Source organism: Lachnoclostridium phytofermentans ISDg (assembly GCF_000018685.1).
GTDB lineage: Bacteria > Bacillota > Clostridia > Lachnospirales > Lachnospiraceae > Lachnoclostridium > Lachnoclostridium phytofermentans.
Map to the genome: position 1 here is coordinate 3931333 of NC_010001.1, position 23571 is coordinate 3954903.

Annotated in this window: 22 protein-coding genes and 1 pseudogene; 2 read left to right on the forward strand and 21 right to left on the reverse strand. The window is 32.5% G+C overall.

Annotated elements, in window-relative coordinates; translation table 11 throughout:
- Positions 1 to 266: 266 nt before the first annotated feature.
- The 13 genes and pseudogenes from CPHY_RS16715 to CPHY_RS16770 form a co-directional block, all read right to left on the reverse strand.
- Positions 267 to 830 carry a nitroreductase family protein gene (locus tag CPHY_RS16715; protein WP_012201230.1) on the reverse strand — a complete coding sequence of 188 codons (564 nt, stop codon included), beginning with the start codon at positions 828 to 830 and terminating at the stop codon, positions 267 to 269.
- A gap of 529 nt (positions 831 to 1359) precedes the next feature.
- Positions 1360 to 1782, reverse strand: coding sequence for a VOC family protein (locus tag CPHY_RS16720; RefSeq protein WP_012201231.1), 423 nt, complete (start codon positions 1780 to 1782; stop codon positions 1360 to 1362).
- A 192-nt stretch (positions 1783 to 1974) separates the two neighbouring features.
- Positions 1975 to 2748, reverse strand: a complete 774-nt coding sequence (locus tag CPHY_RS16725) for a CPBP family intramembrane glutamic endopeptidase (RefSeq protein ID WP_012201232.1) — start codon at positions 2746 to 2748, stop codon at positions 1975 to 1977.
- Between the two features lie 88 nt (positions 2749 to 2836).
- Positions 2837 to 3229, reverse strand: coding sequence for a DUF6483 family protein (locus CPHY_RS16730; protein ID WP_012201233.1), 393 nt, complete (start codon positions 3227 to 3229; stop codon positions 2837 to 2839).
- A gap of 13 nt (positions 3230 to 3242) precedes the next feature.
- Positions 3243 to 5399, reverse strand: a complete 2157-nt coding sequence (locus CPHY_RS16735; RefSeq protein ID WP_012201234.1) for a leucine-rich repeat domain-containing protein — start codon at positions 5397 to 5399, stop codon at positions 3243 to 3245.
- A gap of 55 nt (positions 5400 to 5454) precedes the next feature.
- Positions 5455 to 5874, reverse strand: a complete 420-nt coding sequence (locus CPHY_RS16740; RefSeq protein WP_012201235.1) for a GNAT family N-acetyltransferase — start codon at positions 5872 to 5874, stop codon at positions 5455 to 5457.
- A 168-nt stretch (positions 5875 to 6042) separates the two neighbouring features.
- A complete protein-coding gene (locus CPHY_RS16745) occupies positions 6043 to 6930 on the reverse strand; it encodes a zf-HC2 domain-containing protein (protein WP_012201236.1) in 888 nt (295 codons plus the stop codon).
- Positions 6931 to 7425: 495 nt separating this feature from the next.
- Complete coding sequence (locus tag CPHY_RS16750) at positions 7426 to 8229, reverse strand: GNAT family N-acetyltransferase (RefSeq protein WP_012201237.1); 804 nt, start codon at positions 8227 to 8229, stop codon at positions 7426 to 7428.
- A gap of 167 nt (positions 8230 to 8396) precedes the next feature.
- Complete coding sequence (locus CPHY_RS16755) at positions 8397 to 9098, reverse strand: creatininase family protein (protein WP_012201238.1); 702 nt, start codon at positions 9096 to 9098, stop codon at positions 8397 to 8399.
- Between the two features lie 96 nt (positions 9099 to 9194).
- Positions 9195 to 9374, reverse strand: a pseudogene (locus CPHY_RS22705) (GNAT family N-acetyltransferase); the annotation flags it as partial.
- An 86-nt stretch (positions 9375 to 9460) separates the two neighbouring features.
- Complete coding sequence (locus CPHY_RS16760) at positions 9461 to 9853, reverse strand: VOC family protein (protein ID WP_012201239.1); 393 nt, start codon at positions 9851 to 9853, stop codon at positions 9461 to 9463.
- A gap of 50 nt (positions 9854 to 9903) precedes the next feature.
- Positions 9904 to 10605: a hypothetical protein gene (locus tag CPHY_RS16765; RefSeq protein ID WP_012201240.1), complete on the reverse strand. Its 702-nt coding sequence runs from the start codon at positions 10603 to 10605 to the stop codon at positions 9904 to 9906.
- 331 nt (positions 10606 to 10936) lie between these two features.
- Positions 10937 to 11584: a DUF3298 and DUF4163 domain-containing protein gene (locus CPHY_RS16770; protein ID WP_012201241.1), complete on the reverse strand. Its 648-nt coding sequence runs from the start codon at positions 11582 to 11584 to the stop codon at positions 10937 to 10939.
- Between the two features lie 221 nt (positions 11585 to 11805).
- Here CPHY_RS16770 and CPHY_RS16775 point away from each other — a divergent pair, with 221 nt between their 5' ends.
- The gene (locus CPHY_RS16775; protein WP_012201242.1) at positions 11806 to 12174 is read left to right on the forward strand and encodes a hypothetical protein; all 369 of its coding nucleotides are present in this window, start codon (positions 11806 to 11808) and stop codon (positions 12172 to 12174) included.
- 97 nt (positions 12175 to 12271) lie between these two features.
- Here the strand turns inward: CPHY_RS16775 and CPHY_RS16780 are convergent, their stop codons facing one another.
- The 8 genes from CPHY_RS16780 to CPHY_RS16815 all read right to left on the reverse strand — a co-directional run bounded on the left by CPHY_RS16780 (position 12272) and on the right by CPHY_RS16815 (position 22383).
- Positions 12272 to 14167 carry a beta-N-acetylhexosaminidase gene (locus CPHY_RS16780; RefSeq protein WP_041703749.1) on the reverse strand — a complete coding sequence of 632 codons (1896 nt, stop codon included), beginning with the start codon at positions 14165 to 14167 and terminating at the stop codon, positions 12272 to 12274.
- A 191-nt stretch (positions 14168 to 14358) separates the two neighbouring features.
- A complete protein-coding gene (locus CPHY_RS16785; RefSeq protein ID WP_041703750.1) occupies positions 14359 to 15936 on the reverse strand; it encodes an extracellular solute-binding protein in 1578 nt (525 codons plus the stop codon).
- Positions 15937 to 15992: 56 nt separating this feature from the next.
- Positions 15993 to 16895, reverse strand: a complete 903-nt coding sequence (locus CPHY_RS16790; RefSeq protein ID WP_012201245.1) for a carbohydrate ABC transporter permease — start codon at positions 16893 to 16895, stop codon at positions 15993 to 15995.
- Positions 16895 to 17827, reverse strand: coding sequence for an ABC transporter permease (locus CPHY_RS16795; protein WP_012201246.1), 933 nt, complete (start codon positions 17825 to 17827; stop codon positions 16895 to 16897). Before CPHY_RS16795 ends, CPHY_RS16790 begins: the two co-directional genes overlap by 1 nt.
- 2 nt (positions 17828 to 17829) lie before the next feature.
- Complete coding sequence (locus tag CPHY_RS16800) at positions 17830 to 19176, reverse strand: FAD-dependent oxidoreductase (RefSeq protein ID WP_012201247.1); 1347 nt, start codon at positions 19174 to 19176, stop codon at positions 17830 to 17832.
- Positions 19177 to 19179: 3 nt separating this feature from the next.
- Positions 19180 to 20664 carry a DUF4127 family protein gene (locus tag CPHY_RS16805; protein ID WP_012201248.1) on the reverse strand — a complete coding sequence of 495 codons (1485 nt, stop codon included), beginning with the start codon at positions 20662 to 20664 and terminating at the stop codon, positions 19180 to 19182.
- 57 nt (positions 20665 to 20721) lie between these two features.
- Entirely contained in the window at positions 20722 to 21408 is a 687-nt protein-coding gene (locus tag CPHY_RS16810; RefSeq protein WP_012201249.1) for a hypothetical protein, read from the reverse strand.
- Between the two features lie 60 nt (positions 21409 to 21468).
- Positions 21469 to 22383 carry an ROK family protein gene (locus tag CPHY_RS16815; protein ID WP_012201250.1) on the reverse strand — a complete coding sequence of 305 codons (915 nt, stop codon included), beginning with the start codon at positions 22381 to 22383 and terminating at the stop codon, positions 21469 to 21471.
- 519 nt (positions 22384 to 22902) lie between these two features.
- Between CPHY_RS16815 and CPHY_RS16820 the strand changes: the two genes are divergently transcribed.
- The gene (locus CPHY_RS16820) at positions 22903 to 23349 is read left to right on the forward strand and encodes an alpha/beta hydrolase family protein (protein ID WP_278184003.1); all 447 of its coding nucleotides are present in this window, start codon (positions 22903 to 22905) and stop codon (positions 23347 to 23349) included.
- Positions 23350 to 23571 lie beyond the last annotated feature (222 nt).

A 23571-nucleotide genomic window follows, 5' to 3' on the forward strand; every position in this document is an offset into this window, starting at 1 on the left:
ATGACAATTAGATTTATATTTAGATACATAAACTCATACTATGAATTATAGAAATTTGTATATAAAAAACAAGCACATATGTTATGATAGGATGTTTGTTATTTTAGAAAACTTATCACTCTTAAAAATATGCCTGCAATTAGTCAATCTTAGTTTTTTCGTATATTTTACTACATACTCCTTTTTTGCATACTATTTATCAAATTACTATAAATAACATTATTTGTAATCTTTTTTATCAAAAGGCTTTAGATGAAAAAGTATCATTAGTAGTGTCCCATCGCCGGTTTATCCTTTGTCCTATGCTTTCTCTCGTTATCATACTTTTGCCAATAAACTGCTTTTTCATTATATCTGCATCTCGCTGGTTCTTCATATGTACCATGCCCTATATACACCATTCCAAGAGGTTTTACATGTTTAGGTAAATCAATTAGCTTTTGCATCGTTGCCATTCTTGACGGTACTGGATAAATCCCAATCCAAACACTTGCCAGACCTATGTCCGTAGCAGCTAGTAACATATTTTGAATAGCTGCACTACAATCACATATCCACAAGTCTTTATCTTGGCTTTTCAGTGCATATTTCATATTTCCACACACTACGATTCCAAGTGGAGCATTAAATCTAGCAAATATCATTTTATCTCTAATTTTATCTAATACCTCTTTTTCATTTATAACCACAAACTCCCACGGTTGTGCATTCACTGCGGTCGGTGCACAAAAAGCTGCCCTTAATAATATATCTATTTCTTCGTTCGTTACAGCTTCCTCCGTATAATTTCTTATACTTCTGCGTTTAAGTATAGCATCTAATGTTTCCACGAATTTTTCTCACCGTTCTTTCTATTATATATGAGAAGAGTCCGCAGTTAGATCTACTACGAACTTCCTCTTCTTATTTATTTACTTCAGCTTACTATCCGCTATACATATACACCACTATTCGATTCCTATTGCCTTTTTAATTCTTTGTACATCTAGCTCTAATGTTTTATTATCCTCCCAATACGTTGATACAATAGCCCACCCACCTTTTTTCACTGTATTAGAAATTTGTTTCCTCTTTTCGTACTTTATATGTTTTTATTTAGCTAATCATAATAAAATAAAGTAAAGTATTTGATTTAATCTCCTCCCCCTATATTAGAAAAATTATGTTATTATATATTTATAGAAATAGATTTACAAAATATCATAATTTCTTTTTAATACGCAGGAATCTATTTACTTAGCTAATTTACTGGACGTGACTATAATAAAACACATACTACCACTATATTATTTATAAATAGACAAAATAATTGTATACCAGATATATCCAATGTTCAAGAATAAAGAAAATTACTGCGTTTTATTTAACTCTTGCATTCATAGGGTGATTCTCATTGAATTGTACCAAATCCCATAGGTTACCATATAAATCTTTAAATACAGCAACTTTTCCGTAATCCTGAACTTTAGGTTCTCTAATAAATTCGATCCCTAGCTCTATCATTTCTTGATAATCTCTATCAAAATTATCAGTTCCTAAAAACAAAAACACTCTTCCCCCAGCTTGATTACCAATAAATGTCTCCTGCTCTGGTTTAGAAGCTCTGGCTAGCAATATTGTTGTTCCATTAGAACCTGGAGGTGACACTACCACCCACCTTTTATCTTGTTCCACTTGATAAGTATCTTCTACCAAATTAAAATGTAATTTGTTTGTATAGAAATCTATTGCTTCATCATAATCTTTTACAACTAATGCTATATGAATAATTGATTGAATCATAATTAATTCCTCCTTTATGTATTTATTATCTTGATTTTATCCATAACCTTAATATTTTAAAGTTAGCTATTACCAATAGACGGTAGATTAGTAACCTTTTCGACAAAAGAATTTGCCCAGATTTCAGTCCAACAAAACGCATAAGGTACACCATATTCTTTTCTTAGGCGCTCATATCTTTCATTATATCCCTTAGCTTTGATAAAAGATAATATAACTCAGTATAATATAAACAAAATCTGAATAATTATGGCAAACAATTGCTGCATAAATACTTTCCGTTTTTATATAGGTATAGGCATAAAAAATGCCCAAGGCAAAAGCCAAAATTAATTGATTCCAACTATATGACATAGCCAATGGATACCACGATATAACATAGATATGGCCATAGACAAAACATAGAGAAGATAGCAAAACAACTCCAATTCTTGTCTTTTTATCACCATTCTTCCTCTCTTTAAATATGGTAAGTAATAAAAATTGGACTACAAATACTCGAAATAAAGGTTCTTCTCCGATACCTGGTAATAAACCATAGGATAATATATCAATAATAATATCATGAATCGGTTTCTCTACTCTGCCATTTATTAATATTTCTCGCCCCATGACTTTATATAGAACCAAACATGCGCCAATATATATAATTGGATATATAATAAAAAAGATTTTAATGTATTGGTTTCCTAGTTTTTTATTTCTAAAATTAAAGCCCAATTCCTTTAATGGTTTACGGATTATACATTTAAGTATTAAAACAGTAAAAACAATCTGAAGTACATACCATAGCAGAAATAATATATTTTCTTCACGTATCCCTATCTTAGATATATACTTCACTAATGATTGTAAAGGTCCTTGGTAATATGATAAATAATTAATCAGGTGCTGTATGATATATAAGATAGCCAATAAGATAATAAACCATATAAACTTTTTCACATAATTAATGAAGATACGCATACCTTTTCACATCCTCCTGATTAGGAACCTACTCCATGCCTCTTATTTAGATTATTTTCCTCGCATCATGCTGACTTTATAGATCAAATTAATCATCTGATATCATACTAAAAAGTGTGTTGACCATGCTACCATAACCATAGATTTCAGATACATACTTTAGCCCCTCTGCTATTTCCTTTTTAGAATAATCATGTTCTATCAAAAAATCATCATCCTTATCATTTAAATAAGCGTAAAATGTAAGTGCTTTCTTATAATATTGATTATCCTTAGGATTTAGCTCTTCTATCAACTTATTTTCTGCCTCATTAATCTGTCCTTTATCTATAAGATTAAGTAACTCATCATACTTATCTTCTGTTTCATTTAAAATAAAATTCAGTTCTTCCTTCTTTTCTGTGTCTATATTAAATAGCAACTTTAATAGAGTTCTGATTACTTGATTAATCAGGCGCATAATATAATCTTCTTCAAACATACATTCTCCTTTTTCATTCTAAATGATATATCATATCAGTTACCCCATTTCTTATGACAATTGTCTTTAGATTAGTATATACTGTACATTCCTCAAAATCAGCATTATCTAATAATGTGTAGTCTTTTAGATTTGGGGCATGAACATACACTTTCATTAAACTAAAATTGTTTTCTAAGAAAGAAAGATTACTTACTTGATATCCAATATATAATGACTCAAGTTTATTTAATTCGTTTATAAAAGACGCATCTGAAATAATATTATTCGTCCATATTTTTAACTGTTTTAATGAACTTAACTTTCTTAAATGCTCCAGTTCATCAACCTTAATATCAGCTATATCTAAACCCTCTAGATTATTTAATGATTCAAGCTCTTTCATACATGGCAAATCTTTAATATCTAGACATAGCGATTTTAAATTTTTAAGATTACTCAATGCATTTAATGCTTCAAGCTTATTACATGAAATCGCTAACTCCTGTAATTTAGTTAGTTTTTTAATTGGCTCAATACTCGTTATATTAGGACATTCCAAAGATAATGTTTCTAGATTAATCAATGAATCTAACGGTTTTATATTTTCTAGATTTGAATTTAAAATCTTTAAATTCTTTAATTTTTTTAACTGCTGTAATGGTTCAATGGATAGAAAATTATGACCAGAAATCTCTAATGTTTCTATATTGTTTAGATAACTTAATGGCTCTAAGTTATCCGTATTAACACTTAATACACATTCTTTTAAAGCTTTTAGTTTTGTAAACGGAGATATATCAGTAATTTCAGTGCTATTTACCCGAAGTTTTTCAATATTAGTTAAGGTTGAAATTCCACTGATATCATTTAATTGAAACGTACTTAAATATAGATTTTTAAGCCCCGTACATTGACTTAAAAAGTTGATATCCTTTATTAAGTGATTCGTAAATTCTAATGTTTGAATCTGAGTTAACTGTTCAAATCCCTTAAATTCACTTTCTTTATAACTAGACAATTTAATAGCTCTTAATTTGGGAAGCGTCGAAAAAACAGTAACATCTTGTATTTCAGATGTCACAATATTCAATTCCTCTAATTTGTTACAGCCTTGCAAAAAATTGAATTTTTCTATGTAATCCGTATGCAAGTATAGTTCCTTTAAATTATTAATTTTGCTAATAACACTAAAATCTTTTAATTTCTCATTTGAAAGTGCTGTAAAAATTGAAAGTTTTTGTAGATTTGATAAATTTTTTAATGCAGAAATATCATTAAGTTCTGGCATGGAGATTATATTTAATTCCTTTAGGTGTGGTAACTTTTCAATCCCTTTCAGAGACTTTATACTACTGCCGCTAATACTTAACTTTTCAAGGCTTGGCATATCATATAGAAAAGTAAGATTTTTTTCATCCTTTTTTGAGATGGTTATTTCTAACTCTTTCAAGTTTGTTAAAACATTTAATTTTTCTAACCGATCACTTACTGATGTTATTGAAAGTACCTCTAGATTCTTTGACTGCAATATTGGTGATATATCCTCAATTACCGATAAACCAATATCATTAAACTTTAGTATTTTCAAATTTTTAAAATACTTTAAGTCATCGAGAGAATCCATGCAATGAGAACCCCATGCATCTTTTGTATTTTCCACTAAAAGCTCTGTAATAGAATTGACTTCTCCCATTGTGACGGGACCTTTATATTTACCTAAACTTCCTCTTGCCGCAGTTTCAATCTGAGCATCCTTCCATATGATTATCTTATTGAGTGGTACCTCATCTTTATTCTCATCTGCTAGTCCTATATCCACATAACAAGCAGAAATCTTACCACTTTTTCTATCTTTTGCAGTAACTTTAATTTTTCCGGGATTTTTAGCGATAAAATATCCCGTATAATAATTAATGGAAGCCAACTCTTTATTAGAAACCCACCATACAATATCTGTACTCTCCAAACCAACAGATTTAGCAGTAAACTGATAGGTTTTTCCTTCCGTTATATCGGATATTTTATTACTAATTAATATATATGGCTGTTTAACAGAGGTTATCTTACTATCTGTTACCTTCGATACTGTAGCAGCTGATGCATCTTTTGTAATAGAGAAAAAAGTAAATAATGCAAAAAATAGTATACTGATTGAATGCTTTATCAATTTCTTCTTTCTATTATTCATTTATTCACTCCTATATTTTTATAAAAACACATCCAGTTTTTCATTTCTTGATTATCTAGAGAGCTTTTGCCATGAACATCTCAAGTGGCTGTTCAAAACCCGGAATATCAAGTACTACACATCCACAATCTTTATAGCCAAGCTTTCGATAGAAATGTTGTGCATCCTCATCGACTTGGGTAGATGTCATAATCATTTTGTAACCTTGCTTAATCATTTCTTTTTCCCAAAATTCCATAGCTTTTCTGCCATATCCCTTTTTATGATAAGCGAAATCAATATAAATTAATGTTAAGAAAGGGGTATTATCCCAAAACATATTAAAGCGTAATACGCCAATAGGGTTCTCATCCTCTAGAATGACGTACCCTCTTTTATCATTTACTTTTTTCAAGAATTCTACTTCTGGCAAGTGTTTATCAAGCGTATACCAAAATTCCTTGTCCTTTTCCTCTAGGTACCTTATCTGAAACATGTAGACCCTCCTCATTAATAAATCCGTCCGTTCTCACCAGAGCTTCCCCATATTTATCGTTTATGGTAAAATACTCCTTTTTATCACCTTTACGCAATTATACTTTTCCTATTAGAGGAAGTCAATTGTGATAAGAAAAAGTTTAATATCTCTCTGATAAGGTTTCAATCACCGTGATCTGCTAACTAACAATTTCTCACCAATCAGCATAGCACAATAAATTGGTATCATAGCTAATAAAATAGCATAAAAATCACGAATAGCATTATAAGAAGAGGTAGAAAAACCCTTGATGCAAATATGCCCCAAAAGATACGAGATTGATAAAGTAAAAAATTTAAGAATGATCGCCTTTGCTTTTTTATTATTGCGAAATAAAAACAAGACAATCCCCAATATGACTGCTAAAACAGCAGCTATTGTAGCATAATAAGCTAAAACCAAACGAGGTAACGTAATTGTTCCACCATTCGGACTCCGGTCTTTTCCATATATTAAGATATCTTCCGTACCATCATTTGAGCTATAATATACACTGGATATTACTTCACCTCTTGGATTTAAAATAAAATCGTCGACAGCATCTTTATATATACTTCTATTCCATATACTGCTCCACATAGAAATATTATAGATATATCCAGAATTATCGTTTTCTCTATATTGGCTAATCTGGTACATAGCACCAGGAATATTAAAATGTACTATAAATAATTCATTGTTTGTTTTTGTAATAGTAACTGGATTTTCAGTATAAGGTATGTATTCCGGGGCTGTTAAATATTCATTTACTATAATCAATACTAATAATGTAAACATAACTGAGAATAGGATAGTGAGATATTTTCTTTTGCATAAGGTGTACTGCAATTTTTTTAGGGGTAATGTATTCGTGCCAAATGAACATTCTTCTTGCGCTTGAAATTTATCAAGTTCTTTTTTGCAACTATCACAAGAATCGATATGTTCTTCAACGACGATACGTGTATTAGCACTTGAAATGTTTTCAACGTACAATGGTAATAAGTCCTTTATCACATCACAGGTCAGTTCCATTCATAAGCCGAAATGAAATAGCTCATTTCTAGTATTTTTTTAAAATCAATAATCCGTGTATGCTATATCCCAATAAATATTTGTTTTCACATGTTTTCAAATGAAATTGAATGTATTTTTCAAAATCTTCCTTACTAGCGGAATTAAGAGTTCGGAGGGATTAAATCTTTGAAATAATGCATAGTGGTAATCCACTCAATATTATGGCTATTATCTCTGAAAAGGCGCCTCTCCTCATCATATCCGTTATAATATTCGGCTAAATTATTCTCCATATCAATAAACCCTCTCTAATGAATTTTTCATATTATAACATTTGCAGGATTTAAATTCAAATTTTTGGAAATAGATGCATGCTACACGGTAAGATCAAAAAATCGCTAACCCGTAATTTAGGGATTAGCGATGCTTATTTATATTCCTATTCTAAGTATTGGTTTTATAATTCAAAAAGTAAAAGTTTAATAAAAAAATGCCCCACATTGAAAGCATTTATCATTCATTTAACATACATTTATATATTGTAGTAATTTGCTTTAACACATATCCAAATTCAGTTGCGATATGTTCCGATATAGGATTTGCACAATCCCACCAAGGGTATAAATCTCTTTTTTTGCATTCTAAGATAAATTCCGCACCTAATATACGTGCTAGATGCTGGCCTCTATATTCAGGTTTTACAGCAATTTGCACTTCTACTCCCTCTTTGTATCTTGCAAAAGAAGATATCCCTGCAATAATTTCTGAACCATCTAGTATAAAAAATCCGAATCCTTCTTTCTCAAAATCTTTATAATTGCTAAATAACTTTATAAAATTATTTAAATACTTATCGCCACTTATCGCAGTATAGAATAACTCTTCATTGATAGGCTTTAATTGATATTTTACTGGCAAATCGTTAATAAAACTCATTAATTTATCATGATTTATATTATTCATATCAATGTCCATTAAGTGACGCTCTGATTTTATTATTGAATATTTATATTTTACTTGATTGAAGTACTCATCGAAATATGCAATCATATCATTATTTTGAGGTATTATGTAGTAAAGAGATATCTCTTTTCTCAGAATCTGTTCAAAGAGAAATTCAATCAATTCTTTATCAATAGAATGTCCACCAATATAAAATGTGTTTTCTACAAAAATTATACCATTTTTATTTATTAATTTATCGTTTATCCATGTTTCACCAATATTAGTATATAATGATGCTAATATGATTGCACTTGATGGATTATTAAATAATTCAATAAGGTATTTTCTTTCAGTAAATTCTAATTTGCGCATTCCTATCTATCACATCCCTTCAAATAATTTAAGCGTGAGTCGGTGCAAACTTTAAAATATTCACTGTTAACCTCTTTTTATGTAATCATTTTTCTCCTAAATCTAATATAAATCCCGCTTCACAATTATAAGCAATAACGATTCAAATCAAGTTGCAGAAAATTACTTTACTCTTTAAGAATCGCTTTATAATATTCTGATATAACCCAATCCTTCATTTTTTCAACAAGGATCTTACCCTTTTCTGCGGATGCTGATTTTGGATATCCTAAACAACCAATATATCCGTCTGGTTTTTCACAATTCTCATGAAAAAGATACTCACGAAAATCATCAAATACTATATCACTTTCCTCCATTAACATAGTTCTAACCTTTTCAGGGTATAGCCATAAAGCAACTGATGTCTCGGCTTCACAAGCATGCCTCATAGTAGATTGCTTATCTAAAATACCAGTATAGTCAATTTCATAGGCTTCTATCAGATAGACATTCTCCGAAATATTACATAGGGTATCAATATGGAACGGGTCTCCGTGAAAAGTTATAATGAAAAAATTTTCAAATCCTTGTTTTTTCCACCAATCAACTATTTCCGTTATAATATTTTTTAAAGTATCTTTAGAAATTGTTGTTGTCCCTGTAAAGGAAATGTCACATGGAAGATTCACACCATAGTTTATTGTTGGGGCAACTAGACAACCAGTTGCATTCGATAATTCTTCAGCAAAATATTCAGCACATAATGTATCATTATTTAAAGGTAAATGGGGTCCATGTTGCTCGCATGTCCCTACAGGAATAATCAAATTTTTATTTGTATATAAATAATCTTTTACTTCTTTATATGTTCTATCCGATAGTTTCATTTTTTACCTCCTTGCTAGTTATATCTACTCCCGTATCATATCTGAATTATCATAATCATTCCCTTAGAGAAGTTTTAAAAGTTCAATAAACCCATTTCATAACCTTTTCTCATATTTAATTTGACCATCTATAACTTCACTAGTTTTAGTAAATCCACAGCTCTCATACAATTTGACAGCTACATGATTTTCAGGTTCAACAAACAACACTATCGTATCAGCCGTCCCGGCAAAGCCCCCCTTAGCAAGCTCAATTGCCTCATTAACAGCAATTCTTCCATAACCATTTTTTCATATTTAAGCATTTTTCAGCATTCTCATGTGTGAGTTTTTCTAATAACATAATGTCTCCTAATTCTCAGTTATTTAGCTATGTACCAATACACACCATATTTATCTACTACATCCGCACAACAAGTACTCCAAGGAAGCGCCCCCAAAGGACTCAGCACTTTTCCACCTTGTATCAACATGGAGTATGCCTTGTTTACTTCATCTTCGCTATCAAATTGAATCCCATAGCTCATAGTCGGACGTGATTCTTTTAATGAGGATGTCAGCATAATATCGACAAAAGCATCGTTTCGTGATTCACTTATAGAAAATATCTCTTGTCCATCTTTAAGCAATTCCGCATGCATAAATGTTCCGTCTGGAAATTTCTCGTTATAACCCAATGTCATTCCAAAAACTTCTTCATAAAACTCTACAGCTTCAATTGTGTCTTTTATATATAACGTCGCTCCAAGTTTCATATGTATACTCCTTTTATGTGCTCTACCTTATCCTTTTGAAAACTAAATATCTATTTGTAATAATAGTACCAATTACTTTTGAAGTTCTTATCAAAATTTTCCTTGCTATCAATATAAATACAGAAGTTTTCTTTATTTATATAGTCGAATTCATCATATGGTTTTAATAAATTAAAGTACGCTTCTTTAAATATATCCAATGACCCATCCTTACTATGTTCTTTTACTTGATCATCCGTATAAAAGAAAAAAGTAGTAGAAGAAAAGCATCTTGAAATCAACCATAAATCTTCATTTAACTTATTCTTTAATTTCTGTATTTTTTCTTCTGGTATACGATTGTTTGCTTCTTCCCTTGCAATAGGTTCAAATGAGTTAAAAGATACAAAGATATCTTTCGTATCGTATTTCATGGATGACTCTTTTTTTAACCATTTGAATAGGAAATTGGCTTTAGATTTATTATCATTTAAAGTTAATATTTCGCTGAATTTTTCTGAGATAGCTAATTGCTTTTTATGATCATAATTGTAATTGTCACTATAAAATATTCTTTCGTAAGTTTTAAATTCTAAGATAATTCCAAGTCTCGGTCTTTCGTTTTGAATATAATCATAATGAATATTAATAACATTAACATTAAATTCTTTGTTTATCCATTCCGCTAAATCTCTTAAAGGTGACTCTAATACTTTTCCTCCCTGCTTTATCAATTTAGTTTCTAGATAATCTATATCACTAGATGTTATCATGATTGTTCCCCCAAAAAAATTCGTACTTTATATTGGAAATTCTCGAAATACAAAATTAATTATATCACTCTTTTTTTGGTCTGCCAACTAATTCCAATAGCTAAACGCTTTCTGGAATGAACGGAATTGACATATTCAATGGTAATCAACACTCCAGAATTGAAAAAATACACAAAAGCAAGGATTTTTAATACAATTTTATGAGAAAACGTAATTAAGCAGAGCATAATGTAATGCTCTGCTTAATTATTATAACATTATTGATGTAATACATCATAGATACTGTGAACGCTTATAAACATTATTTCAGTAATTTTAGCAGTGAATGTTTTCATGAACAATACGGAATCAAAAATTCCTGAATACCACTGGAATATGGTGCAATATCATACTGCTGAAAAAATACGACAATTCCATTCGGTGTCATATAGAAATTACCTTCGTGAAACGTATTGTGTACATCCTGCTTGTAAGTATCAAAATAGGTTCCCTGTAGATTAGGGTTTTTTAGTCGTTCTGAGATATCATCAATAATAAAGGTAATGATATCATCTTTGAAGTTTGGATTGTGCGGAAAGAAATCACTTAATTGCATGATACATCCTTTACATACATCCCAAGTATCTGAAAAACGTGTTGTATTGCCATGAGCACCACCAGTGAAAATATACTTATCAAAATACAAGCTAATGTAGCAATCCGTTAGATATGTAATATTGTAGTTCATTACTGCTTCATATGGAATAATAGGATAATTATTTTCTTTGGCATATTTATATTGCTCTACTGTTTCTGGAAATAAGGTATCTCTGCAATATTTCTCGAATTTTAAAGCATTTTCTTTATAGTAATTATTCAATTTCCCAATAAAACTTGTACAGTTGCTTGTAATAAACTGAGGGTAATTGATTTTATAGGACAGAACCTGTTCATTGTTATAAAAAAGAGTATCCGACAGTAGAATATTCGTTGCTTGCATAATTCATCACCTCAATATTAACATATGCCGAGGAATCTAATTATAAAATAACAATTATTTACTTTAAAGTAAATAACTGTTATACTAGAATAATCACCATATAGTATTAAAGAAAGGTTTATGGATATTTCGTAAAATTCTTAAAATGTACAGATAATACATTACATAAAGAATACATTTACTCTTACTCTTGGGCAGATAACTAAATTAAGGAGAATGATATGAAAAAATTTATAGGTTCATTAACAATGATGACATTGATAATTCTTATGTTTTCATCATGTGGTACAAAATCAGAATTTCAAAAAGAAATAAATGCCACATCTAAACAGAGTAAATCTATCGAAAATATTCTAAACCAATTAGATATTAATTATAATTCAGATACTGTTATTAACACATCAAATAATGATATAGTGGATGGAATGGATAAAGCATGGGAAGCATATGACTTAACTAACAAAGATGGAAGTAAGTATCTTCTTATACTTAGAAAATCTGATAAAGATTTTACAGCAGTTTTAGATAGTGAGAATAAATTACTTTCTGGAATAATAGATAATGGTATTCTTCCGAAACTTTTTGACTAATATCTATAAAAAGGGAGAAGGATACAATAACTTGTCTATTGTGACACAAAGAAAACTCTCAAGAGGTTCAGACCCCTTGGGAGTTTTTATTTAACAATTAGTGATGAGAAAGCAGATTCTGAGTTACAATATCTTTGTATTTGTTATAAGCTAAATACGGTCCTTCTGGATATCCGCCAAGTTCATATGGTAAAATTGTTTCCTCTAACTCTTCAACTTTTAAAATATCACCAGTTATATAGTCTTCCAATCGATATTTTACCGTATCAATTCTGCTCATTAAACCACCAAGTCTAACATCAATAACTTCAAAGCCATGTCCCTTACTTTCATTGAACCACACCTTTGTATATTCCTTTTTAAAGTTTTCCACATCTTCTTTTAGAACCGGCAATATCTGTTCACAGATTGTCTTTAATGTATCTTTATCTTTTAATTGATATGCCTTTCTTATTTTAATTCCAAGCTTCACCTTTTTCTCTAGAACCGTTGCAAGCTTTGCATACATAACAAAAAGTTGTTCAAACTTACCTGCAGTTTTTGAGATCGTATATAGCTCTTCTTTTACTTTCGCATAATGTTCCTCAAGTCCTTCTCTATCAAAATAGGTATCAAAGGCACCTAGTAGCAAGTCTTGAAATAAAATATGTTTGGATGGATTTCTAGTCTTGATATTTTGTGCTTCACATCCTGGAATAATATCAATTTCTTCAATTTTCATAAAGTCAAATAAAGAAACACCAGTTAAGAATTTACACTTACTACTAATCGCATCCATAGAAGTATCCTGTCCATAACCGTGCTCACCAAAAAGAATTAGACCTGGTATAATGGTTTCGATTGGTGTTTCCGCTCCGTCATCGCCCCAACAAGTGGACATAATTTCTTTTACTTTATGATGCTTGCATCGGTCGAGTGCTGCATTTGTTGTTGCAAATGTTTTTGTATACCCTGGAACATAACCCATCCAACGCCAGATTCCTCCTGCAAAGATAATATCATTTGGAAAACGGTCTCTCATCGTAAGTAAGGTCTCATAATCCTCTTTATTATTATGATAATAATCCCAATATACCAATCCAATATTGCTAGGGACCTTTTTTATATGCTCGTCTGTAAGAGGAATTGTTGTATCATAATACTCATGATCTTTATTTAAGGAACGGTAAAACATATCATCCCAAATCAACGGCTTGATACCATGTTTTATCGCAATCTCATTGACCTTAGCTAAATGTTCTGTCATTAAATCATATTGAACGCGGTAACCATTTTCTCTTAGATATTTACCACTACCAAGATCCATAGCCTCATCCATACCTATATGGATGGTTCTAGAACGGAAGGTCTGCTTCAGGGAGACAAACATCGCCTCAATAAATTGATAAGTTTTTTCTTCTCCCACAAGTAGGATATCCGCAGTATCTTTCATTGATAAAGCATAATTCCATTTTAACGTTGTCTTCAAATGTGCTAATGTTTGAATACATGGGATTGCCTCGATTCCTAAAGCATATGCAAAATCATCGATTTCCTTCATCTCTGCGATGGAATATCTACCTCTTAAATAACCGAAATAAGGATAGTCTGGTAGCTCATATGTATCTTCCATATATAAATAGCATTTGTTATGCCCAGTAAGTGCAAGGTAACATAGCATTCTTTTCATTTCATCCACAGTGTAGACAGCGTTTCTTGAAAGGTCAATCATATTAGAGCAACCTTCAAAAAGTGCTGTTTCCGTCGTTTCAAAGGATGTATTCTCAATGTTTTCAATAAGGATACCAAGGGCGCGGAAAAAATGTACCGTTTCCTTATATTGAATGTGCCAACCAACCTTTCCCGATACAATAAGAGAAGTATTCCCCTCTAATATCTTTTCTACGGTTATCTCGATTTCTCTCTGGTCCTGATTTACAAACGAATGCACCTGTAATAGTAGATTTAGTCCTTCTTTTATCTCATCTGTAAATCCCTTTAATATTATGTTCATATTTATAACCATACTCCTTTCAAAGTCAAAGCTTGAAATATTTCTTTCAACCCTTTTACATTTCTTAAAATATTATAGTTAAAAGAAATGAACTTTAAAAAACATCTAAGCCCATTTCTTTCTCCTATTTTATGTTTATTTTATTATGAATAGCTCTTTATGTCTATCTCTTTAAGTATATTTCTTTATGCCTATTTCTTTATCATCTTGTCAGCAAGACTAGGTCCTTCAACTGCCCACCATTCATTTACAATATTATTAATACTCTCAAGACCTGCATCATTTAATTCTTTGATAAAGTTATCCCAATCTGACATTGGTCTTGTTCCAGTAATAAACTGCTTGAAGCCATCTTCACAGAGCTGATTTACTTTACCAATTAATTTTGCATATTCTTTATTTGGCTGCATATAGCTTGTAGGATCATAGTATAAAGTTGCTTTTGCAGCGGTTTCCTGAATAGAGCTAAACTCTGCATAAAGGATTGGATCCTTTTTTACACGAGTACTTTCCCAATACTTGCTATATGCTTTGGTATCAGAGCCCATCATAAAGTAATGCGCATTGTTCTTGTCATCAAAGAATTTTGGAAGAATCGGCTCATAAGAGTCACCTGCTACTTTATAATGAACATTTTCTTCACCCATGGAAGCCATTTTAAAGATATCATCACTTAATTTCGTATTGATGTAATCCAATGCATATTCTTTATTTTTTGAAACTTTAGGAATTACAGTAACTCGATTCACACCACGACCCATAGGAAGTCCTGCAGTGCCATCTGTACTCTTTAATGCCTGTAAGTAAGCAAGTTCCGCTTCTGGTGCTTTTTCCATAATAGTATTAGAAGCAGTTGGCTCATTCCACCAAGCTGTCTGGTACATTGCTGCTTTATTGCTGAAAAACTTTTCTTTCATCATATCGCCACTGTTTTGAGCATACTCATTATCAAGAAGGCCTTCTTCAAAGAGCTTTCTCATAAATTCTACATAATCTTTTGCTCCTGGTACCAAAGCTTGATATAACACTTGATTGTCAACCACATTAAACTTAGTATACATACCAAATGCAGAAGCGATTTCTGGAATTACTGCATAAGAAGCAGTGATAGGAATGATGCCAAATTGATCTTTCATTGCTTTACATGCATTATAAAACTCATCTGTCGTTTCTGGCATTTTATCAATTCCAGCTTTTTTTAGAAAGTCTAATCTTACACGATAAACCAAACCATAATTTTCATTTGCAAGACCCTCAGGAATACCCTTAACTTCTCCTCCAATGGTTACATTGGTCCAAAGTCCTTCTGATGTTTTTTCACGAACATTTGGAGCATACTGATCTAATAAATCGTTTAGTGGTTGGTAAGCACCTGTATCAACTGTATTATCAAAATCATTCTTATTAAGTACCATAATATCATATTCTTCCTTAGAAGCAATAATCGTATTTAATTTTGATATAGAATCTTCACTTGGAAGCATATAATACTCTACTTTATAGCCCGTCGCTTCCTCCAAATAAACTGCAGTGAAATCAGTTTGTGGATCAATACCTGTATACGGAAGTAAGACCTTTAACACTGGCTTCTTTGTAAGATCAAGCTCCTTTTTTTGTCCCCCCTGTTCTCCATTTGCTGAAGAATTAGTACTACCTGGTGTTTGAGTCTGATTAGTCACATTATCCTTTTTGCCCCCACAACCTGTAAGGATACTTGCTACCATAATAGTAGAAATAGCGACATTTAGAAATTTTTTCATTTTTCTCATTTTTCCCTCTCCTTTTTAAATATTTGCTTTATTATACCTAACCTAAATTACAGGTATCAGCCTTTTACTGCGCCTGTCATAACACCCTTTGTAAAGTGCTTTTGCAGGAATGGATATACTAAAAGAATTGGTACGGTTGCCACTACAACACAAGCAGCAACGGTTGATTGCGCCGTTACTTCACCAGCTGACTGTCCCCCATATAAGTTTAAGAATATATCACTAACTGAAAAAATGATTTCTTTCAACACAAGCTGAAGGGTTTTTAACTGTGGCTTTGATGTATAAATTAAAGATGTGAAAAAGTTATTCCAGTAACCTACGGCAGAGAATAATGTAATGACCGCTAACGTTGCCTTCGTAAGTGGAAGGTAAATCTTAAAAAATATGGTCAGATGCCCCGCACCGTCAATCATTGCAGACTCTTCTAATTCACTTGAGATACTTTCAAAATTACTCTTTAAAATTAGCATATTGTAAACATTGAATACACCTAATATCCATAAAACTGTAAACGTATTGGTAAGTCTTAACTTGTCAACTACCATATAGGTAGGAATTAGTCCACCTGAAAAAATCATGATAAAAATGCATAGTACAATCAGTACTTTTCTCGCCCTTAAGTATTCCTTTGATAATGCATAGGCTGCACAAGCGGTAACAAACAAGGAAGAAAAGGAACCAAGAATCGTAACCAAAACTGTGTTTTTAAGACCAATAATAAAACTTTTGTTTTCAATAACGATACGATATGTATCAAACTGTAATTTCTTAAAATTAGGCAGTAACCCAACCTCACCAGATAATACGGCTGCCTCGCTACTTACTGATTTGGCAATCAGGTTTAAGATCGGAGCCAGCATGGCAAACGCTAAAATTGCAAAGAAAGTATAATTGAAGAAACAAAATATTCTTCTTCCAAGAGAAGCTTTGATCTTATTCTTTTTTCTTGCTGCCATTACCATAACCCCCTCTTAAATACTTTTGAACTAAAGGTATTTGCTGTCATAATTAGAATGAAGGAAGCAATGGAATTAAATAATCCAACAGCAGTTGCAAATCCATATTGTGCATTTCCAATACCTTCTCTATAAACAAGAGTACCGATAATATCCGCAGTATCATATACCGAGGAATTGTACATAACAAGAATCTGTTCGGTCCCTGCATCAAGGATATTACCGACCCTTAAGGTAAGCATTAGTGCAATAATCGGAATTATGGAAGGAAGTGTTATACTAATCATTTGCCTTAACTTACCCGCTCCATCCACCTCTGCTGCCTCATAAAGCTGTGGATCTACACCAGCCAAAGCTGCTAAGTATACAATCGTTCCCCATCCCACTTCTTTAAATCCTTCTGTAAGTAAGATTACAAAACGGAACCAAGAATTTGAGTAGAAATTAATTGGCCCAATTCCAATCGCTTGTAATAATTCATTCACCATACCTCCTTGTGTTGAAAGGAAATTCGTAAACAATCCGTGAATTATTACGAAAGACAAGAAATGAGGTAAGTAAATTAGTGTCTGAACCGTTTTTTTATAGTGGCGATTACGCATCTCATTTAACATAATAGCCAGTATAATAGGCAGCGGGAATAAAATAAGTATCTTTAAAAAGCTAATTTCTAAGGTGTTTGACAATACTTTAAGAAAACGTGGCTGTGTAAAAAGCGCCTTAAAATGATCAAGTCCAACCCACTCACTTGCAAAAAAACCTTCGAATATATTAAAATCTTTAAAAGCGATCGCAATTCCTGGCAAAGGAAATAACTTAAATAACAAAATATATATAAATGCTGGTAAAAATAAAAGATACAATGTCCAATCCTTGCGAAACGGCCTCTTTTTTAAATTGATAGTTGTACTTTTCTTCCCCTTAAAAGTCAAGTTTACTCCTCCTTTGCCACAATACAGTTGTTATTCACTAAAATTTCTTTTAATTTTTTAACATCTACCTTGGAAAATGATTCAATCCCCATGCGGATTGCTAGAGCTGCTGCTGTACCTGCTGCTTCGCCAAGCGCCATAGCCGTTGGCGATACTCTTGCCGATGCCATGGATTCATGAGAAGTATCAATACACCTTCCTGTCACAATTAGATTATCAAATTGCTTTAATAACATACAACGGTAAGGAATGGTATAGTAGCTATCTTTATTTGTTCTTATCCAGCTAAGCTCACTTCCATTCGGATCATGAAGGTCAATTGGAAAAGCACAGGCAGCAACGCCATCTTCGAAATCTTTCCCTTCTAAAACATCTTCCATCGTTAACGAATACTGACAGTGGAAACGTCTAGATTCACGAACACCCACGGTTGATGCTGTTTGTACAAGAAAACTATGTTCAAACCCTTCCACATATTTTTTCAGAAAATGAACGATTTCATCAATCTGCTTGTGTCCAATCACTTCCGCTTTTGTCATATCACTTCCGTTGGTTCCTTGAAGTTTAATAATTCTTGACATATTAATGAAAGCCTCTCCTGGATTAATTCCTTGGAACATAAGCACCCTGTCTCGATTTATCGTAAATTCCTCTTCTTCTTTTGCTACATTTATGCTATCGAAATAACCTGAAACCGCCACATACTGATCTAAATTATCTTCCTCACTTAGTATAAACTGCTCTGGGTTTTTCCGAATATAATTTCTAATTTTATCAAAATTGATGCCGCCCATCTTAAACATCAACGTCATGGGCTGCGCTAAGTTGTCTGATTTTCTTCCTTCTTCATATTTCGCTTTTGCTAATGCGGCTACATCCCCATCACCAGTCGCATCTATAAATAATTTTGCCTCAACCGTGAAGATACCACTTTTATTTACACAAGAAATATTCTTAACCGATCTTCCTGTTTTCCCTACACCCGAAACAAAGGTATGTAGTAATAGAGAAATATTTTTTTCTTCTGTTACCATTTCAAAATACAGCTGCTTTAGTTGCTCAGGCTCAAATGGTGTAATTGTAGATACTACACCAATCGGATCTGGAATGTGACCAAGACATCCTCCCCTTTTCATAAGGCGCTCTACGATTTCTTCTGCGATTCCCTTCACTACTTGTTTCTCTCCAGAGTGAAAGGTCATAAATGGCCCAACCATTCCTGCCGTATTCATTCCACCAAGGTAACCATTCTTTTCTATGAGTAAAACCTTTGCTCCATTTCTTGCAGCTGCCAGAGCCGCTGTCATTCCACTCGGACCTGAACCAGCAACAATTACATCATATATCATTACTTACACCACTTTCTTTATCAGAATATTTGCCTCAAAAATTCTTGCCCAAGGAAGCTCGCAAGAAAGTTCCAATTGCTTCCCCTGAAAAATGGGGTCTTTCTTCACAAATACTTCCATTAACTGAGATAGTATCTTATCTGACACTTTCTTTTCTTTTAGGTTTAAAGTATCCTCACCTTTTGCGTCTAACTCCGTTTTTAACTGCTGTCTTACAATTCCTTGATATGCAAAATCATCTAAGAACCTTTCCAGTGTAAAGCGTCGATTCTCTTCCTCCTCTGCTTCTGTTGCTAGTACTACCTGAGAAAGTATTGTCCCAAGTGCATTGGAGGCTGTATTCCACGCTGAATATCCCCATAGCTTTGTTACATCTCCAAGCTTATGAATTCTATGGAGAATATCGCCCTGACCGCCATTGGCATACGCTACATCTAAAAAGTAAACTCTTTTTCCTGCATCGATAAGTTCTACTACCCTTTTTGCAAATGCATTAAGTGTCTCCGGGGAGTAATCACATGGTGGTGTACCATTACCTACACTTGCTTCATACTGCCTATTAACTGGCGTATAAATTACCAACACATCCTCTAACGATAAACCCCCGTCCACCAGCTCGATTCCAGCAAACTTGCTTTGGCTAAGAAGATTCTCATGAAATAATCGATCTTCATAGGAAGCTACGAAGGAATCACGATTATCATTTAAATAAACATAGGAAAGTTTTGTTTTTATCCCTTTATAATCCGCAATCGCTTTTGCCATGCAAAGGCAGCCAGCTTCATCTGTTCCATTATGTAAACTAATTTTTTCTTGTAACCCATAATTACGAATAAGCTCTGATAATTCCACTTGCTCTTTTTTCTGCATTCCATACGGAGTAGAATCCTCTTGTAAAATGGATAGACAGTGGAAAATACCTTCGTTTACAAATTCAACACTCATCTTATTAACCAGTGCATTCTTTTTTCTAGAGTATAAATAAGTTTCTAAGACCTTACTTGGTATTAAAGCTTCTAGTTCTGAGATTCTTAACCTATCTTCCTCCCTATGATATAGTTCTGCCTTATGAACAAGCTGGGAATATTCATTAACATAGTTCCAATTCTCAATAGAAGCAGTGCTTAATGTACTAATGGAGGTACGCATCAACACATTGAAGGCATATATCTTCATACCTGGATATTTGCTTTTTAGTTCCTTCACTTCATCCATACGTTCCATGCAAGTTTCTATGGATACTGAATTACACCTAGAATTGAGCAAGGAACCCATCGTAAAATTATCCACGGAAAGGATAAGTACTGTGTCGTCTGAGCAAGTTTCATAAAGCCACTTTTTCAAACTGTCATAATTAGACGGAATCATAAAATCATCCATAATCTCTTTTGAAGGAATCGTTACTTCAATCCCTTGGAGTTTTGCTAATTGCATTGGAAATAGGTTATTGCATGCCCTAGAGTCAATCGGTACGTATACAAAATTCATTTTGCCTACCACTACCTTTCTTCTTAATTTTCCTATGTGATATACTCCTGATTCAAATTACAACTTAAGGATTGCTTCTTTAAAATCACATACTGTACGTTTTATACTTTCTATTTCTTTTCCAGTTACAATAGCGCCAATCATAATACCACTTACGCCCACTTCATCTAAAATGGACAGTTCACTTGGTTTAATCTTTCTTTGTGTAGGAATTACTACAGGTAAGCCGCTTTCCTTACAAAGAATACGGTAATTTAAGATATCTCTACTATTAAGATCATCTCCATATCCTTCTGGATGGACAATGGATGCCTCTAATACATCTACTCCTATTTCTTTGAACATTTTAATTTCTTCCAAGCGATAGCTATAATCACAAGCCATCATACGGTACACATCTTTACTTTGTAAAACAGAGATAGGCATATGGTGTCCATAAAGAGATATAAATTTAAATCCCATCGCTGCTGCCTTGTCAAAATCATTATTCGCAACTACAGTTTCTCCACCGAGTACAATTCCCATTGGCCCTTTGGCGTTCGAAAGCATTTCCTCGAATTTCTCTTTTTCCGCATCGATGCTTCCAAAATGTGTTTTACTTGCACGGTGCTCTACATTGATGTGAACTTTCACAACATCTGCACCATACTCGAATGCTACCTTCGCAAGTTCTGGATCATTTGATGGCAAACTCATTATAAGAGTCATTGCCTTATTTTTTAATAAATCAATATAATCAGCCATTTTATCCCCTGTTCTGGCGCTTTAGCGCCTTTTTATTACGATTATCATCTTCTTTAACCTTTACATCTGAAAATAAATTGATTCAAACCAGTTCTTCTCAGCCATCAGCGCAGCTGCCCTTGGGAAATAACCGTCTTTTATCTCTACCGGCTTAATATGAGGTTTATTATTAAAATCCTCTTTGGTGTTGTTATATCCATAAAGGATTGTATCTAGAGATAAAAAGTTCCTAATATTCTCAAGCATCTCTTGATCTGCTTCAAAGCCTCGCATTGTTCCCGCAAGGTTACATTCCCCTCTTAGAATTTTACCATCGCTATAGATTCCTGCTTTATTCTTGTAGAAGTCACAGAGAAACATAAAATTATTCAATCCCACTGCATTGCCTAATAAACTCTCAAACAAAGTAGCATTATTCATCTTGTGGTCTATGTAGGTAGGTAGAAAAAATTTTCTCTCTACCAATTCCTTTAGATGAACATTGTGCCAGTTAATTTCACTGCTTGTCGAAATAACCCCGGAATGATAATCAATTTTCCCCGTTGCTGAAAAACCAATCCCTAGCATGTTCTTACCAGAAAATTCATGCAGTATCTTCTCAATTGTTTCGTAAACAAGAATAATCATCGGTTTTGATTCCAATGGTAATAACTCATAATTTTTTACTACATTCCCGCAAAAATCCACAACGTTTGCTTCCACACCATTTTTGTCTATACATAGACCAATAAAACAGCCATATTCTGCATTGATCGAATAAATAGATGGACATCTTCCGCCGATAGACTCTTCTACTCCATTCGTTCTAACAACGTTGATTTCACAAAGCTTATTAATACTTTCTGAAAGAGTAGAATTTGATAAATTTGTATAATTGGCCAAATCCATCTTAGTCCCCTTCCCCATCGAGAGCAGACTAATCAAAATCCTATTTAAATTATTTACTTTTAATTGTTTTACGTTTGTGATATCCATCTCTTTATTCCTTTTCTTTTTACAGACCTCGTAATAAGTGTTACGCTTATATTAAACTTATTTCCCAGTAATGTCAACATATTTTCTGAAATATTTTATATTTTGTTGTGCAATTATCCTAAATAATATATTTCACAGCTACAATACATTTGTCTTTTTTTTATTTTATTCCTCTTTTTTCACTCTTTGTAAGAAGTTTTGAAGATATAAAAAAAAGAGTTTGCTTCTGCAAACTCTTTTTTTTGGGACTTACCGTTTCACGAAATTACTCTCTTTTTCGGTTGTTCGCCTAACTATTTATAAAGTTTTTTTCACTATTTCTTTGCAACGTTCATTCACCAACTGAATCAATCCTCATGCAAAACTGTTACAAAATAATGGTTATTCATCTATATTACTTGAAGTCAGGGGGCATGGTAATAGTGGTGGAAATAAAATATGCTTAGGATATGATGAGATACTGGATGTAAAAGCAACAATATAAAGAGTGAAAATGAATATAAAAATATCCCGATTGTTATTCAAGGTGTGTCTATGGGTGGCGCAGTTACTATAAATGCATTTGGTCAATACAATGAAATCAATGCATTGATAGCTATGTCTGCTTATACTACATTTGAGGATGTAGTAATTGACAATTTAAAATATTTTAAAGTACCAAAATTCATATGCACAATAGAAAAGCCTATTTTTAAACTAGCTCTTGAAGCGAACTTCGGTGTCGATAAGGTTAATAAAATGAACCCCATCACACAGATACAAAATTCAAATAATAGGCCTATCTTATTAATTGCATCAAGCAAAGATACCAATGTTCCGGCTGATAATACAAAAAAACTCTATTCAGTATCAAAAAATGCAGATTTGTGGATTCGTGATTCTTGGGAACACTTTATTGTGAAAGATTGTATCTTAATCAAAGTTGCTGATGACAAAGAATATTGTGACAAAATATTAGGATTTTAAAAAATGTCTGTGATGAATATCATATCCAATAATTTATTAAATATTATAATTAGTGTATGTTGAAGTGGCGTATATAAGAGCGAAAAAAAGAATAGAAAAAATAAGCATATATTATGCTCTCCACATATGTTCATATCTCCGGATAACAAAAAATCCCTTGAAAAAATCAAGGGATTTTTTATCACTATACAGTGTTCGAACATACGCTGTCCTCCACAGACT